The following is a 15,664-nucleotide window of genomic DNA, read 5'->3' on the forward strand; positions in this document are numbered from 1 at the left end:
GCCTGGGCGCGACGCGGCAAGGGGCAGCCTTGATGTTGGCTTGACTTAGGAAAACGTTTTCCTTAGCTTGTGTCAAGCTCAGGGCAGAGATCAAAACAGGATCGAAACTGCCTCCGGCGCTTCCGTAATCCACAGCGACGGTGCAGCGGCGATGGCATCCGACAGAATTCCGGCCAGAGGTTTCGACCGACACAGGAGAACGACTCTCGGTGCCAGCGTCACGATCGACGATGTCGCCCGTCGTGCGGGCGTTTCCATTGCAACGGTGTCGCGGGTGACCAACGGCGTCGCAGGCAAAGTGTCTGCCCGCACGCGTGACCGGGTGCTGATGGCGGCAGAGATGCTGGGCTATCGTCCGGCCAGCGCGGGATCGGCTCTGCGCAAGGGGCGCAGCCATGTCATCGGGCTGCTGGTTTCGGACCCCGGCAATGCCCATCATGCGCAGGTCAGCATCTCCATTGAACGGGCACTGCGGCAGGCGGGCAAGGTGATGATCCTTGCCAATACAGGCGAGGACCCGGCCACCCAGGACGCAATGATCGCCGAGATGCTGGCCCTTAGCGCGTCAGGCATCATCCTGCTGGGTGCGATAAAAAGCGCAGGCCTGCGCGCCGCGCTCGACCAGCAGGCGCCGGTGATCTTTGTCAACCGCCGCAGCCCCTTCATGGAGGCCGCGCCCTTTGTCGGCATCGATCACGCGGCAGCCGCCGCAGTGATGGCTGGGCGGTTTTTCGACGCCGGCCATCGCCGTGTCGCGGTGTTTCACGGGCCTTCGAGGTCGGATTGGATCAGCGCCCGCGCGCGGGCATTCTGCGACAGTTTCAATGCCCGGGTAACGGAGGTCGACGCCATTTCCTGCTATGCGGTTACACGGTCACGCATGGAGTCTGCATATCAGGTCGCAACCGGGCTTTTTGCTGCGCCGGACGCGCCGCGCGCAGTGTTCTGCACGACGGATGAAATTGCCTATGGAGTAGCCCGCGCCTGTGCGGAAGCAGGGCTTGAACCCGGGCTCAATGTGCGGATCTCCGGATTTGACGGCAATCCGCTGAACGCCTATCTCGCGCCCTGGCTTGAATCGGTTGTGGCCGATCACGACGACTTCGGCCCCTATGTTGTCGAACTGCTGGAAAGGCTCTGGCAGCGCATACCGGGGACCGGCTATCCGGCGGATGCCGAGCGGCTTTTGCCATTTCGCGTCCAGCCGGCGTCCCTGCTCCCACACAAGAATGAAAGCTGAAATGTCCCGATTTGCCCTGCACCTCGCCTGCGCGGATTATTCGCGTGTCATGCCCCTCGCCGCTGGAATCGTGCGGCCCGAGAGAATCGACCTCACGCTGACCCTTGGCCGCAACGGTTCATGGCCGGATCGCGCGAACATTCTGGCACGGATCCTGCGCGAGAACGTCTTCCATGGCGGCGAAAGTTCGATGGGAGGGCATCTGTTGCGGGTGCTGCGCGGAGACCGGTCCTTCGTCGCGCTGCCGGTCTTCATCCTTCGCACCTTCGGAGAGCGGGATCTCTACGTCGCGAAGGACGGCCCGATCCGCACGGCGGCAGACCTTATCGGCAAACGGATGGGGCTTTACAGCTGGGTCGCTTCGGGGGCGGTCTGGTATCGGCATGCGATGGTCAATCTGGGCGTACCGCTGGAGGCTGTCGAATGGTGGGTGGGGGATGTGAATGCCGCAGGGGAGACCAGTCACGCGGCAGATCTGCCGGAAAAGGTCAAGAAAGCCCCCGATTTCCTCTCGAAATTGCTGGCCGATGGCCAAATCGACGCGATGTGGAGCCCGCCTCGCCCCAATGGCTTCGACCCGGACAACGGTCCGATTACCCGGCTTTTTCCGGATTTCCGCCCGGTGGAAGAAACCTATTTCAACACGACCGGGATCTTCCCGATGCAGCATCTGATCATCCTGCGGCGTGACGTCTGGGACGCCGCGCCCTGGATCGGAAAATCGCTGGTGCAGGCTTTCCAGGCTTCGAACGCGGCTTTCGAAGCGGCGCAGACCGGCTTTCCGGATGCCTTTCCCTGGATGGCGGCAGAAATCCCCGATACGCGCGCCATACTGGGTGAGGACCCCTATAGCCACGGCCTGACGGATCGCAACATCCACGCGCTGGAGACCTTCATCGCGCAGGCACTAGACGCGGGGATCATCGACCGCAGCGTATCGGTAGATCAATATTTTGCCGATTATCTCAGGGCTAGCGGTGAATGAACCCGTCCGCTACCGATTGCCCTCTCGTCCGTCGACTTCGAGCGGCAACGGCAGTGGCAACCGGGGCGCAAAGGCGTCCAGGAAACACGGGGCTGCTCAGTTGGAACAGCCCCAGTGCGAGAGGTGGAGCGGCGTTAGAATGTCATTGCCCTTGGGCCGTCCGGCGCTGGTCAGTTGATGACAGAAGCCCGAGACGAACAGGATCTGCCGCGCCTCCAGCAAGAGACCCGACACGATCAAAGCCGCGATCAGTCCGTCGTGTCGAAGGATTTGCCGCGCGCCACACGCCAGCCGTTGAGGATGTGGGATTTCAGCAGAGGCCCAATGACTGCTGAATCTCTGTCTCTGATCGCACCGAGAATCAGCTCGTGTTCCAGCATGGCACGATCCCAGCGGTCGGGAGACTTGTTTCCGACGAACCTGTATCGAGCAAAGCGATTGCTGAGCATTTCATGCGTTTCGATAAGCGTCCTGTTGCGCGATCCCTCAATAATAAGTCGATGAATTTCCTGATTTACCTTGAAGTAAGCCATCAAGTCACCCGCGCGGCGATGAAGAGTCAGCTCCTTTGTCAGGATCGACAATCGGTCGACCTCTGCCGACGTAACATGATCGCAGAGCAATTCCCCGGCCAGCCCCTCCAGCGTTGCCGTGACGGTCATCGCCTGCTCGATGTCGTCCAGCCCGACTGGTGTAACGATCGCGCCACGGTTGGGCTGCAAGGTCAGGATACGCTCGGCGGCGAGCACCTTGAACGCTTCGCGCAGCGGTGTACGCGATATGCCAAGCCGATCGCAGGTCGCAACTTCCGGTATTTTGGCGCCAGGCAGGAACTCGCCTTCAATTATCCGATCCCGCAGCCAGCCTGCCACGCGCAGATGCTGGCTTGAAGATGCAGGTTCAAACTCATCTGCACCATTCGGTGGCGCCATCATGTTTTGCATTCCGTCTGATCCTCCCTCTGGAGGCCCAATCTATCCTTCTCTGCTGAGAGTTTCCATGAGGCAAGGCGGTATGATTGCATGCATAAATTAACAAAATGGGCGAAATACCGGGTGTGAATTGTTGACTTAAGGTGTTTTGCATGCAGTCTTGGGGCAGGTTGCTACAGGCAGCGCCCCAGGAGAGGCGTTGCCTCCGGCGCAAGGGAGGTCAAAATGTCAACTGGCTCTGTCGACGAGCCGGCGGTGGGGATGCGTTTGCGCGCAGCACAACTGCTGGAGCTTGCTCTGTTTGGTTTCTGCGTGATCCTGCTCGTCTCGCTGTTTCTTGTCATTATCGCCGCTGTCTTTTCGCGCGCCTTCGGGGCCTCATTGGGCTGGTATGACGAGGTTGCATCCATCGGGCTAGCCTGGCTGACCTTCTATGGCAGCGCCTATGCCGCGCTGAAGGCCGCGCATCTGAATTTCGACACGCTCCTTGCACGCGCGCCCGTCTCGATCCGCAAGCTCGCGTTTCTGGTCAGCAAGGCCATCACCATCAGCTTCTTCGCGGCGCTGGCCTGGGCTGGAACGGTGATCCTTTCAATCTTCGGGTCCGAGACATTGACGACCCTCAGCTGGGTGCCTCTTGCCTTCACACAGTCGGCGCTTCCGATTGGCGCGGTCCTGTTCATCCTCGCGGAATTACTGATCCTTCCTGACGGGTTGAGCCGCATCGGCATTGCAACCTCCGAACAGGGAGGGCCGCTCTGATGGCCATTCTTCTTGTCATTCTCGCGATTTTCGTTCTCTGCGCCATCGGTGTTCCGATCGCTGTCTCCATCGCCGTTGTCGCGATCATCGGCATGGCGCTCGATGGGGGTGTCTTCGCGCTCTACAATTCCGCGCTGGCGATCTATTCAGGTGCCGTCAGCTTTCCGCTGATCGCGATCCCCCTTTTCATCCTTGCCGGCGCGCTGATGAACACATCCGGCATCTCGCGACGCATCATTGCCTTTACCTCGGCGCTGGTTGGGTTCGTCCGTGGCGGACTGGCGATGGTGAATGTCGTCGCCTCGATGTTCTTTGCCGAGATTTCAGGCTCTGCCGTTGCAGATGTTGCGGCGCTCGGCTCAATCCTGATCCCCGAGATGAAGAAACGTGGCTACAAGGCAGCATTTGCAGCGGCGGTGACGTCTTCATCGGCCTCGCTCGCGATCATCATCCCGCCATCGCTGACGATGATCCTTTACGGGGCGGTGGCGGAAACATCGATCGTCCAGCTGTTCGTTGCAGGGGTCGTGCCCGGAATTCTCGGGGGCGTTCTCATGCTTGGCGTATGTTACTGGGCGGCGGTCCGCTATGATCTGCCCCGCGATGGTGCCTTCAGCCTGCGCCGTCTCTGGACCGCTTTCCGTGAAGCCTTCTGGGCGCTGACGCTGCCCGTGATCATCCTCGGTGGTATCTTCAGCGGTTTCGTCACCGCGACGGAAGGCGCGGGCCTTGCGGTTCTGGCGGCTCTGGTCATCGGCTTCGGGATTTACCGTGAGCTGGATCTGAAACTGCTGGTGGAATCGCTGCGCGACGGCATCACCCAGACCTCCGTTGTCATGCTTCTGGTCGCCGCCTCTGCGGTGCTGGGCCTTTACCTGACCGAGGCGCAGATCCCGCAGCAGATGACGAGCCAGATCCTGTCGCTCACCGACAACAAGTTTCTGGTTCTCGCGCTTCTGAACGTATTGCTGCTTGTCATCGGGATGTTTCTGCATGGCGCCGCGGCGATCATTCTGGTCGTGCCGATCGTGATGCCGCTGGTGCGCGAGATCGGCGTCGATCCGATCCAGTTCGGCATCATGCTGACGCTCAATCTGGCCATCGGACAACAGACTCCGCCAGTTGCTTCCGTGCTGGCCACGGCCAGCTCCATCGCGCGGATCGACATGATGCAGGTCACAAGGGCGAATCTGCCCTTCATCGGCGTGCTTCTCTTCGTTCTGATCCTTGTGACCTATGTGCCGGCAGTTCCGCTCTGGCTGGTGCATCTGGTCTACGGCGGATGAGTTCAGGCGAGGCACATGAACGGCGGGATGTCCGCCAGTCCAAGGGAGGAAACTGGACATGAACAAGATCTTTGCGGCACTGGCCACGACGGGCCTGTTGATCTGCGGGACGGCGCAAGCCGAAACCAAGATTACCTTCGCGATCAGCACACCGCTGGGGGCGATGGGACAGATGTCGGGCCAGCGTTACACGGACCTCGTAAATGAGAAGCTCGGCGATCTGGGCAGTGTCGAGTATTATCACTCGGCGCAACTTGGTCCCGACAAGGACCTCATGCAGAAACTGAAACTCGGTTCGGTGCAATTGACACATATGGCTTCGGTCATGCCCAACTACGTTCCTGAAACCGCGATTTTCGAAATGCCCTTCCTTGTGAAGGATCGCGCCCATGTAAAAGCAATCGGCGGTCAGTGGTTACAGGACCGCATGGTCCCAGCCTTTGAGGCGCAGGGCTACAAGCTCATCGCCTTCTGGGAAAACGGCTTTCGGCATATCAGCAATGACAGGCACCCGATTGTCACCCCCGACGATCTTGCCAGCGTGAAGATCAGAACCCCGAACAGCCGCTGGCGCGCCGAGATGTTCAGGACCTTCGGCGCGAATCCGACCCCGATGCCGTTCTCCGAGGTCTTCATCGGCCTGCAGACCGGGGCGATTGACGGTCAGGAAAACCCGCTGGTTCACATGTCGGCGAACCGGATGGACGAGGTTCAGGATTACCTGTCCCTGTCCGGCCATGTCTACAGCCCGGTCTTCTTGCTCACCACGACACGGCAATGGGAAGCCTGGCCTGAAGAGGTCCGCACCATCCTGTCGAAAACCGCGCAGGAAATCCTGCCCTGGATCTACGACACAATGGATGAGGCGGATGAGCGGCTGGTCGGCGAACTCGAAGGCCGGGGCATGGAGGTCAATACCGTTGATCGCGATGCCTTCGTTGCGGCAAGCGCGCCCGTGTATGAGATCTTCGATCAGGAGATCGACGGCGGGAAGGCAATGATTCAGGAAGTTCTGGAACTCGGCAACTGAGATCAAAAGCCTGACGACCAGGGCAGGACGCAAGGGCGACCTGCCCTGAAACCAGTGGCCGTGATGGCCGAACAAGGATGACATTCATGCATTACGGCTCCCTTCTCGAAATGGCCAGCGGAGCAAAAGTTCGCGTAGCCCTTATCGGACTGGGCGATTACGGGCGATCGCTGCTGTTTCAGTCGCTTCGCGTGCCGGGCCTTGAGATCGTAGCCGTTTGCGATGCAGATCGTTCCCGTGCCGAGACGGCGCTGCGTGCCGCCGGGCTTGGCAAGGATCACTATGTCGATTGCGCCAATGGCAATGCTGCGGCAAGCGCGATCAAATCTGGAAAGATCGCGCTGCTGAGCGACGGAGCGCAGATGACAGATTTGCCCGTTGATGTTGTGGTCGAGGCGACTGGGCACCCGGACGCCGCAGCACATCACGCGGCCCTTTCCATCGCCAACGGAAAACATGTCGTCATGGTCTCGAAAGAGGCTGATTCCGTCGTCGGTCCGCTTCTTGCAAAACGCGCGGCGGCTGCGGGTGTTGTCTATACACCGGTTGACGGGGATCAGCCGAGCCTGCTTATCCAGCTGGCGCTTTGGGCAAGGGTCTGCGGGCTTGATATTCTGAGCGCGGCCAAATCGAGCGAATATGATTTCGTCTTCGATCCGGCTGCCGAAACGGTTACCTGCGTCAGTCAGACGGTCAGTGTTCCGGGCTTCGCCTCGCTTTGGGGCTTCGGTGATCGCTCTCCTGCCGAGGTCATTGCTGCGAGGGAGGCCGCGCTTGCCGATATCCCGCAGCGCACAGTCGCCGACCTGACCGAGATGGGGATTGTGGCCAATGCGTTGGGGCTGGAGGTGGACCGGCCTGACTTCCATGCTCCTGTCGCCCGTACACAGGAGATCCCTGACCTTCTGGTGCCCGGCGGCCTACTTTCAGGCAAGAACCGTGTGGATGTGGTCAACCTGCTTCGAAGACCTGACGAGTTCAGCCTCGCCGGTGGGGTGTTCGTAACGGTCGCCTGTGAAGACAGCTACACTTGGGAGTTCCTGCGCGAAAAGGGCCATCTCGTCAGCCGAGATGGCAAGGCAGCGACAATCGCAAATCCGGTCCACCTTCTGGGGGTGCAGTCGGCAACGACAATCCTGCTGGCTGGTTTGCAGAAACGCTCCTCGGGCACCGGGCGGGTTGATGCGAAATATGACCTGCAGGGCCGCGCCAAGCAGGATCTGAAAGCCGGAACGCTGTTGACACCGCAAGGCCGCCATCACGAAGTGGAAGGTATCGACGGTTTTCTCGCCCCTGCCGCTGCAGTTGTAACGGGGGCTCCCATTCCCTTCCACATGATGTGCAATCATCGATTGCGTCGAGATGTGGCCGCCGGGCAAATCCTGACGCTGGATGATGTCGATGCACCGGCAAGCTCACCCCTGTGGGAATTGCGCGCGGAAATGGACCGGGAGTTGCTGGCTAAGGCCGCAAGCGTTGGCGGGGGGCACGGACTGCCGTAGCTTGATGGCCCGAAGTTCCACGGCAGGAATTCGCCGAGGCACCTTTGAGGGCGGCCATTGGCGGTCGCTGCCAAGGTCGCTTTCAGACAGGCGAAGGTTTCAATGCCCTAGATTTTACGTAACCGTCCGGCCTGACCGCACTGCCGCGGGGTGAGAGTGCGAGATAGTGTCCACCATCGATAGTGGACACTATGGTGATGGCGTGGCGCGTCGGACGAAGCGGCTCTGGACGGATGAGGAGAAGCGGTCGATCTGCTTCCAGACGGCGGCGCCGGGGGTATCGGTGGCGCAGGTAGCGCGGCGCTATTCGGTGAACGCGAACCTTATCTTCAAGTGGTTGCGCGATCCCCGTTTCGCGCCGAACCCAGCAGAGATGTCATCGCCTGCGGTTGAGCACGGCTTTCTGCCGGTGGAGATCGTTGCGGGGCCGACAAAGCCCCAGGCCGCACCTGTCGCCGACAACCAGATCGAGATCGACCTGGCGGGCGGGCACCGGATGCGGATCAGCGGCGGCTATGATCCCGAGGCGCTGGCGCGTCTGATCCGGGGGTTGACGGTTTGATCCCGGTTCCGGCCAATACACGGGTCTGGCTGGCGGCGGGCGTCACTGACATGCGCAAGGGCTTTGCGGCGCTGGCGGCGCAGGCTGAAGCGGTGCTGAAGCAGGACCCGTTTGCCGGGCATCTCTTTGTCTTCCGTGGCCGCCGGGGCGACCTGGTCAAGGTCATCTGGTGGGATGGTCAGGGGGCGTGCATGTTCCTGAAGCGGCTGGAGAAGGGCCGGTTTGTCTGGCCCTCTGCGACGGAGGGGAAGGTGGCGCTGACGCCTGCGCAACTGTCGATGCTGCTGGAGGGGATCGACTGGCGAGCCCCGCAGCGAACCTGGCGGCCCTTGGCAGCGGGATAATCTTCCGCCCTGCAAGAGAAGGATTCCCACAAGGAATACAGTGGGATAAACTGATCTTATGCTGGATCAGACCCTTGCGTTGCCGGAAGACCCCGAGGAGCTGCGCAGCTTCACCGCGCGCCTATTGGCCGAGGTCAAGGCGCAGGCGATCCTGATCGAGAAGCTGCGGCACCAGTTGGCCGGGCACCGGGCTCATCGGTTCGGGGCGTCGTCGGAGACAGCAGAACAGCTGCAACTGGCCTTGGAGACCAGCGAGATCGCGGCGGCGGCGATGACTGCCCGGATGAAGCTGCCGGACATCGAGGAGAAGGACAAACCGAAGCGCGGTCCGATCCCGGACCACATCCCGCGGATGGAAGTGGAACTGACCCCAACCGCCGATGCCTGCGCCGACTGCGGTGGCCGCCTGCGCCGGATCGGTGAGGATGTGACCGAGGAGTTGGAATACGTGCCGGGACGCTTCATCGTGAACCGGATCGTCCGTCCGCGCCTGACCTGCGCCTGCTGCGAGAAGTTTGTTCAGTCTCCGCTGCCATCGCGGCCCATCGAGCGAGGCCGTCCGGGGCCGGGTTTGTTGGCCCATGTTCTGGTCAGCAAGTATGCCGACCACCTTCCGCTCTATCGCCAGAGCCAGATCTTCGACCGCGAAGGCCTCGATCTCGACCGCTCCACCCTGGCCGACTGGGTCGGCAAGACCACCGCCCTGCTGGAGCCCTTGGCCGATGCCATCGGCCGCCATGTCCTGTCGGCCGAAGCAATCTTTGCCGACGACACCCCGATCAGCATGCTCGCACCAGGCACCGGCAAAACCCAGACGGCCCGGCTCTGGACCTATGCCCGTGACGAACGCCCGTGGGGCGGCATCGCCCCGCCCGCGGCATGGTATCGGTTCTCCGGCGACCGCAAAGGCCAGCACCCCAAGGACCATCTCGCCCGCTTCCGCGGCTGGATGCATGCCGATGGCTATGCCGGGTTCGAGGACCTCTATCGCTCCGGCGCCATCCGCGAGGTCGCCTGCATGGCCCATGTGCGGCGCAAGTTCGTAGACATCCACCGATCGCAAGGCTCCCCCATCGCTGAAGAAGCCATCGGCAGGATCGCGCAGCTCTATGCCGTAGAGAAACAAGCCAAGGGTTCGCCGCCGGATGTCCGGGTCGAACTCCGCAAGGCGCATGCAGCTCCGGTCTTCGACGACCTCGAGGCCTGGCTGGCCCTGCAACTCACCACGATCTCTGGAAAATCCCCGCTGGCCGGAGCAATCCGCTACGCCCTAACCCGCATAGAACGCCTGAGACCCTACCTCAACCACGGCATCCTTGAGCTCGACAACAACGCCGCCGAACGCGGCATGCGCGCCATCGCACTCGGCCGCAAGAACTACCTCTTCGTCGGCTCCGAGGCAGGCGGCAAAGCCGCGGCAATCGCCTACACCCTGATCGAAACGGCCAAGCTCAACACCGTCGATCCCAACGCCTGGCTCGCCGACACCCTCACCCGCATCCCGGACTACAAGATCACCAAGGTCGACGATCTGCTCCCGTGGCGCTGGAACGGATAGCGGTCAGGCCGGACGGTTACGATTTTACGGGTCTCCATGGGAGAACCGATGCCGCCCTCATCGTGACCGGCGAAGAACGCGTTTTTGCGACTGAGGGCGGTGGGGCAATCCGGTTTTCGATCCTGTTGGAGCCGATCTCGACGGGACTGTTCTGCGGGTAGGTGTGCAGCCCGTCCCAGTGACTATGTAGGACAGCTTTTCGCCGAGCCGGGATTTGCCAGAGAAGCTGAGGCGCTGCTGCTACAACCATTCGGGCTTCGCCTGGGCAAGAGCGCCATATCGCGACACCTAGTCCGCACCTGATCAAGCTTGCCACGAACAGGCGGTGATCGTTGGAGCCGGTTCCGCCGGTGAGGGCTGCCCTGAGGCCTGCGGGCAGCATCAACTAGGTCTCCGCGCGGCGCCTGGCCGCGGGCAAATCGCGGCTGTCGATCAGTGCTGCAGTCCGGGGCTATCAGGTCTCCATGGAGCCGGTGCGTGGGCGCCAGAACAATCCCGTATAAAGGACGACCTTGGTCGCGGCGTCATCGCGTATCATGATATTCTGACACAATGAAAGACATGTTTCCCGAATTGATCGGGAATCACAACCCTCATGACTTCGCGGCGATCTTTTCCAGGTAGCAAAACAATTCAGTATGATCCGCCGATTGGTCCAGTGATTGTCCCGCCTCTGACCAAAGCTGCGAGATGCCGCGCAAGACCGGCAGTTCCAGTTCCAGATTTTGCGCAAGGGTTGCGGCGATGCCGATATCCTTGGCCATCAACCCCAGAGCAAAGCCCGAGGCCCAGCTTTCCGACAGGATGAACTGACGCAGTTTGTTCTCGGTCGTGTTGTTGCGACCGGTTGAGGCATTCAGAATGTCCACGATCACCCCGGGATCCAGCCCGAAGCGGCGGCCCAGAATCAGCGCCTCCATCGCGGCGGCGGCCCCCGCGCCAGAGACATAGTTGTTGATCGACTTCATCGCATGGCCCGAGCCCAATCCTCCAGTCAGGAAGATAGTTCCGGCCATAGCCTCAAGCACCGGATGCACTGCCGCGATACTGTCCGGTGCCCCGCCGGCCATTATGGTTAAAGTGCCGTCGACCGCCCTCTTGCGCCCCCCCGAAACCGGCGCGTCGACCAGCCCGATCCCGGCGGCGGCCAGTTCTTCGCCGATCCGCTGTGTCTCGGCCGGTTCACCCGAACTCATCTCGATGACGATGGCCCCGGGGGTCAGCCGAGCGGCTGCACCTCCCTCGCCGAAAAGAGCATCGCGCACGATGCGGCTGTTGGGCAGCATGGTGATGACCACGCCCGCACCTTCGGCCGCCGCGGCGGGCGTAACAAAGGCGGTGCCGCCCGCCTGTTCAAAAGCGTCGCGCGCGATGGTTGAAAGATCACAGCCGCGCAACTGGTAACCGGCCGCGATCAGGTTCTGCCCCATGGGCACGCCCATCTGGCCCAGTCCGATCAGGGCGATGGTCCGGTTCTGAAGTTCAGTCATTCGAATTGTCCCATTTTATCGGCACTGGTCGCCCGGTCGTCATTCATCCACCTTCGCGAAGACCTCTTGCGCGGTGCGGAAACTGTCGATGGCTGCTGGAACGCCGCAATAGATCGCCACCTGCAGGAAAATCTCAGTCATCTCCTCCCGCGTGACACCGTTATTCAGCGCGCCGCGCACATGAAGCTTCAGTTCATGCGGACGGTTCAGGGCCGAAAGCATCGCAAGGTTCAGCATCGAGCGCGTCCTGCGGTCCAGACCCGGCCGGTTCCAGACATCGTTCCAGCAATGCTCGGTCACATGCTCCTGCATCGGCCAGTTGAAATCGGTCGCGCGGGAAATCGAGGCATCAACATATTCGGTCCCCAAAACCGCGCGCCGGGTGGCCAGCCCGTCATGGAACCTTTGGGACAGCTCACGCCCTTTAGGATCGGTTGTCTTTTTATCGCTCATGTCTGTCTCCGTTAGGGCGAGGTCATATGCAGTGGCGGCAAGATGGCAGGCTAGACGGATCGCATCCGTCCGACACTGTCAGTATCAAACTAGTAAGTGCAGATTGTCTGTTAATCTGTCAACATGCTTCTTGACCATTCTGCCTGATTGTCTGATGATCCTGCAAATTTCACCCTGCCGGACCGGTCCGGTCGGTGACATGGAGGACAGTCATGGAACTTGAAGGCAAGGTCTGCATCGTCACCGGCGGTGCAAGCGGGATCGGTCGTGCGGTGGCTGCGCTGTTCGCGCGGCATGGGGCCAGGGTGGTGATCGCCGATGCCAATGCCGAAGCGGCCGAAGTGACAGCCGCGGATCTCGGAGCCGAGGCGATCCGCTGCAATGTCGCGCAGGAAGAGGACGTCATGCGCGTGGTAGACCAGACGCGCCAGCGCCATGGCCGGATCGACGTTCTGGTGAACAATGCCGGGTACGGCTTTATCGGGACGGTTGAAACGATTGACGGTGCCGATTGGGACAGGCTGATGTCAGTCAATCTTAAGGGCGTGTTTCTCTGCTCGAAACATGTCGTGCCGGTGATGGCGGCGCAGGGGGGCGGTTCGATCATCAACACGACCTCTTATACGGCGCAAAGCGCCATTGCCAACCGCGCCGCCTATGTCGCCTCAAAGGGCGGGGTATCAGCCTTGACCCGGGCCATGGCCCTGGATCACGTCGCGCAGGGAATCCGTGTGAACGCCGTTGCCCCGGGCACGGTGAACAGCCCCTATTTCGACCGCATCTTCAACGAAGCCGAGGACCCCGCAGGACTGCGCGCGGCCTATGATGCCCGTGCGGCCATGGGGCGGATGGGTCGTCCCGATGAGATCGCAGAGGCCTTTCTGTTTCTTGCTTCCGACCGGTCACGCTTTGCGACAGGCAGCATCCTGACCGTCGATGGTGGCTCGTCCATCGGAAACCATCTCGTCGCCTGATCAATCCGAAATCCAACCGTCCGCAGGACGATCGCAACCATATCCGGGGAAATCCAGATGAAGATCCGCTCAGCCATCCTGCGCCAGTCGAACCTCCCGCAACCCTATGCACAGTCCCGTCCGATCAGCATTGAGACAGTGGAACTGTCAGGCCCCGGCCCCGATGAGGTGCTGGTGCGCATCGCGGCGGCAGGAGTCTGCCATTCCGACCTGTCCGCGATCAATGGCGACCGTCCGCGCCCCTTGCCGGTGGCCCTGGGGCATGAAGCCTCAGCCGTCATCGAAGCGGTCGGCAGCCATGTCACGGATATGGCCCCGGGAGATCATGTGGTCATGTCCTTCCTTCCGGTCTGCGGTCATTGCCCCATGTGCGCCGAGGGCCGTGCCGCGCTTTGCGAGCCGGGTTATGCGGCAAATGCGGCGGGCACACTGCTGTCGGGCGCGCGGCATGTCCATCTGGGCGAGGAGACGATCAACCATCACAGCGGCGTATCGGCCTTTGCCGAATATGCAGTGGTATCGCGTCATTCCGTTGTGCGGATCACGAAAGAAATCGACCTTGTCCATGCCGCGCTGTTCGGCTGCGCGGTGATGACTGGCGTAGGTGCAGTGGTCAATACCTGCGCGGTTTCCCCCGGGGAGTCGGTCGCGGTCATCGGACTTGGCGGGGTGGGCCTGTCCGCTGTTCTGGGTGCGGTGGCCTCAGGGGCATGGCCCATTATCGCGATCGACCTGTCGCAGGCCAAGCTTGATATCGCGCTCTCACTGGGCGCAACCCACGCCTTTCTGGCGACCGATCCCGATATCGTCGAGAAAATCCGCGATATCACCCGGGGCGGTGTGCGTCACTCGGTCGAAATGGCCGGGAATCCCCGGGCCTTCAGTCTTGCCTATAGCATCACCCGGCGTGGCGGCCAGACTGTGACGGCGGGGCTTGCCAATATCAATTCGACTTTCGAGATCTCGCCGCATCCGCTGGTCGGTGAAGAGCGCACGATCAAGGGCAGCTATATGGGCAGCTGTGTGCCGTCGCGCGACATTCCCCGGTTCATCGCGCTTTATCAGGCGGGTCGGCTGCCCGTCGACCGGCTTTTGTCCAGTACCGGGCCGTTGGACGACATTAACGCCGCTTTCGACCAGCTGCACCATGGCGAGGTGATCCGTCATGTCATCCTGCCACATGGCTGAAGCGGTAGACGGGTCTGAGGGGCCCTTCTACCGCAGAATCATATGCTCGCAAACATGCTGCAAGCCCCGCAGCAGATGGGGCCGGAAGGTGTCAGGGTCCTCCGTTGCGGGAAAATGGCCGAGTCCCGCCATCACAAGATGCAGCGCCCCGGGGATGTGGGAGGCCAGTCGGGCTCCATCGGCGGGCGTGGCAGAGTAGTCGTATTCCCCCGACAGCAGCGCGACAGGGCAGCGGTTGCTGTCGATGGCTGGCCCGGTTTCCGCCCCGTCGAATTCCTCGCTGTAGAAGGCCAGATCGCCCGGATAGATCCCTGGCGCACCTTGCGAATAGATCCAGCCTGCCCGCCGTCGGTGATCGAGTGGACTTGTGGGCGCCATAAGGCCCCGGACGAAGGCCGCATTGTGCAGACCGCCATGGACCGCCGGGTGCATCTGGAACGGGTTCTGCCGCCCGCGTGACCGGAAGGGCGGTTCCAGCGCGACGACGCCAAGCGTCAGGTCCGGCCGCTCTGCCGCCATGACCAGCGCGATGGCCGCGCCCATCGACCCGCCCACAAGGATTGCCGGGCCACCGACAACCTGTTCCAGAAAGGCGCAGACCCAGTCGCGATAGATGCCGGCGGTCAGGCAGTATTCTCCCCAGTCCCAACCCTCGACGGGCATGGAGCGCCCATGAAAAGGCATGTCCGGCGCATGAAGGCGCCAAGCTGCGCCGAGTTCGGTATCGCTGAGCTGATCGAAATACTGGCGCCCGTCGGCACCGGCTGTATGCAGAAACAAGACCGGCACTGCGCCGCTGCCTGCCACCTCATGATAGACCCGGCAGTATGTGCTGCCCAGACGCAGATCCGAATAGTGACCTGTAATCAGGGCCGGATCGCGGATGACCGGCTTGGCGGGACGCAGTGGTACCTCAATGATCCGCTCAAACATGCATTCAAGCAGGGCGCGGGCCTGCGCGATCAACAGCGGATCACCGTCGACCTGAAAGGCCGGATTGGCGATCTGCAGCGCGGTGAAGCTGTTGTAAAGCGGCGGCGGGGGTGATTGTATCAGGCGCTCCCACTCGGCCTGTGCTGCGGTGATCGTGATTTCGGGCTGGTCTGTCACGGTCATCGTGTCCAGTGCAAGCCGGCCCTCGGTCACGCTGATCCGGCAGCCCTGCGGCCCACAGCGCAGATGCAGGGACAGCGAAAGATTGCGCGCGGTGCGCAGAAGTTCTGCGTCGTTCAGCCCGGTGCGAATCTTTTCGCGCAGACGGGTTTGGATCGGCTGTGACGGCCGCGGAGCTAGAGGTGTGGTCATTGTGGATTCCATCAATATACGCCAATATTGTCATACAATCAGACAGATATAGG

Annotated in this window: 16 protein-coding genes; 11 read left to right on the forward strand and 5 right to left on the reverse strand. The window is 61.6% G+C overall.

Features of this window, described 5'->3' with window-relative positions; genetic code table 11:
- Window positions 1–151: 151 nt before the first annotated feature.
- Both JL811_RS18360 and JL811_RS18365 read left to right on the forward strand, forming a co-directional pair.
- Complete coding sequence (locus JL811_RS18360) at window positions 152–1,240, forward strand: LacI family DNA-binding transcriptional regulator (RefSeq protein WP_202690167.1); 1,089 nt, start codon at window positions 152–154, stop codon at window positions 1,238–1,240.
- 1 nt (window position 1,241) lies between these two features.
- A complete protein-coding gene (locus JL811_RS18365) occupies window positions 1,242–2,225 on the forward strand; it encodes a substrate-binding domain-containing protein (RefSeq protein WP_202690168.1) in 984 nt (327 codons plus the stop codon).
- Between the two features lie 96 nt (window positions 2,226–2,321).
- Here the strand turns inward: JL811_RS18365 and JL811_RS18370 are convergent, their stop codons facing one another.
- Together JL811_RS18370 and JL811_RS18375 are read right to left on the reverse strand one after the other, a co-directional pair.
- Window positions 2,322–2,465: a hypothetical protein gene (locus JL811_RS18370; RefSeq protein ID WP_202690169.1), complete on the reverse strand. Its 144-nt coding sequence runs from the start codon at window positions 2,463–2,465 to the stop codon at window positions 2,322–2,324.
- Between the two features lie 8 nt (window positions 2,466–2,473).
- Window positions 2,474–3,169: a GntR family transcriptional regulator gene (locus tag JL811_RS18375; RefSeq protein WP_202690170.1), complete on the reverse strand. Its 696-nt coding sequence runs from the start codon at window positions 3,167–3,169 to the stop codon at window positions 2,474–2,476.
- Between the two features lie 213 nt (window positions 3,170–3,382).
- Here JL811_RS18375 and JL811_RS18380 point away from each other — a divergent pair, with 213 nt between their 5' ends.
- From JL811_RS18380 to tnpC, 7 genes are all read left to right on the forward strand, one after another.
- Complete coding sequence (locus JL811_RS18380) at window positions 3,383–3,919, forward strand: TRAP transporter small permease (protein WP_202690171.1); 537 nt, start codon at window positions 3,383–3,385, stop codon at window positions 3,917–3,919.
- A complete protein-coding gene (locus JL811_RS18385) occupies window positions 3,919–5,205 on the forward strand; it encodes a TRAP transporter large permease (protein WP_202690172.1) in 1,287 nt (428 codons plus the stop codon). The genes JL811_RS18380 and JL811_RS18385 overlap by 1 nt, the downstream gene beginning before the upstream one ends.
- Before the next feature lie 58 nt (window positions 5,206–5,263).
- Window positions 5,264–6,235 carry a TRAP transporter substrate-binding protein gene (locus JL811_RS18390; RefSeq protein ID WP_202690173.1) on the forward strand — a complete coding sequence of 324 codons (972 nt, stop codon included), beginning with the start codon at window positions 5,264–5,266 and terminating at the stop codon, window positions 6,233–6,235.
- Between the two features lie 86 nt (window positions 6,236–6,321).
- Window positions 6,322–7,737, forward strand: coding sequence for a flagellar biosynthesis protein FlgA (locus JL811_RS18395; protein ID WP_202690174.1), 1,416 nt, complete (start codon window positions 6,322–6,324; stop codon window positions 7,735–7,737).
- Between the two features lie 202 nt (window positions 7,738–7,939).
- Window positions 7,940–8,299, forward strand: coding sequence for an IS66-like element accessory protein TnpA (gene tnpA, locus JL811_RS18400; protein ID WP_337924769.1), 360 nt, complete (start codon window positions 7,940–7,942; stop codon window positions 8,297–8,299).
- Window positions 8,296–8,643, forward strand: a complete 348-nt coding sequence (tnpB, locus tag JL811_RS18405; protein ID WP_202690176.1) for an IS66 family insertion sequence element accessory protein TnpB — start codon at window positions 8,296–8,298, stop codon at window positions 8,641–8,643. The genes tnpA and tnpB overlap by 4 nt, the downstream gene beginning before the upstream one ends.
- A 58-nt stretch (window positions 8,644–8,701) precedes the next feature.
- A complete protein-coding gene (gene tnpC, locus JL811_RS18410) occupies window positions 8,702–10,201 on the forward strand; it encodes an IS66 family transposase (protein ID WP_202690177.1) in 1,500 nt (499 codons plus the stop codon).
- A 593-nt stretch (window positions 10,202–10,794) separates the two neighbouring features.
- Here the strand turns inward: tnpC and JL811_RS18415 are convergent.
- Window positions 10,795–11,691 carry an NAD(P)-dependent oxidoreductase gene (locus tag JL811_RS18415; RefSeq protein WP_202690178.1) on the reverse strand — a complete coding sequence of 299 codons (897 nt, stop codon included), beginning with the start codon at window positions 11,689–11,691 and terminating at the stop codon, window positions 10,795–10,797.
- Between the two features lie 39 nt (window positions 11,692–11,730).
- Window positions 11,731–12,144, reverse strand: a complete 414-nt coding sequence (locus JL811_RS18420; RefSeq protein WP_202690179.1) for a carboxymuconolactone decarboxylase family protein — start codon at window positions 12,142–12,144, stop codon at window positions 11,731–11,733.
- Between the two features lie 212 nt (window positions 12,145–12,356).
- On the opposite strand from JL811_RS18420, the gene JL811_RS18425 reads away from it, so the two are divergent.
- Together JL811_RS18425 and JL811_RS18430 are read left to right on the forward strand one after the other, a co-directional pair.
- A complete protein-coding gene (locus JL811_RS18425) occupies window positions 12,357–13,118 on the forward strand; it encodes an SDR family oxidoreductase (RefSeq protein WP_202690180.1) in 762 nt (253 codons plus the stop codon).
- A 57-nt stretch (window positions 13,119–13,175) separates the two neighbouring features.
- A complete protein-coding gene (locus JL811_RS18430) occupies window positions 13,176–14,306 on the forward strand; it encodes a zinc-dependent alcohol dehydrogenase family protein (protein WP_202690181.1) in 1,131 nt (376 codons plus the stop codon).
- Window positions 14,307–14,333: 27 nt separating this feature from the next.
- On the opposite strand, the gene JL811_RS18435 is transcribed toward JL811_RS18430, so the two are convergent.
- Window positions 14,334–15,611, reverse strand: a complete 1,278-nt coding sequence (locus JL811_RS18435) for an alpha/beta fold hydrolase (protein ID WP_202690182.1) — start codon at window positions 15,609–15,611, stop codon at window positions 14,334–14,336.
- Window positions 15,612–15,664: the final 53 nt, after the last annotated feature.

This window comes from Szabonella alba, assembly GCF_016765775.1.
In the GTDB taxonomy this organism is placed as follows: domain Bacteria; phylum Pseudomonadota; class Alphaproteobacteria; order Rhodobacterales; family Rhodobacteraceae; genus Szabonella; species Szabonella alba.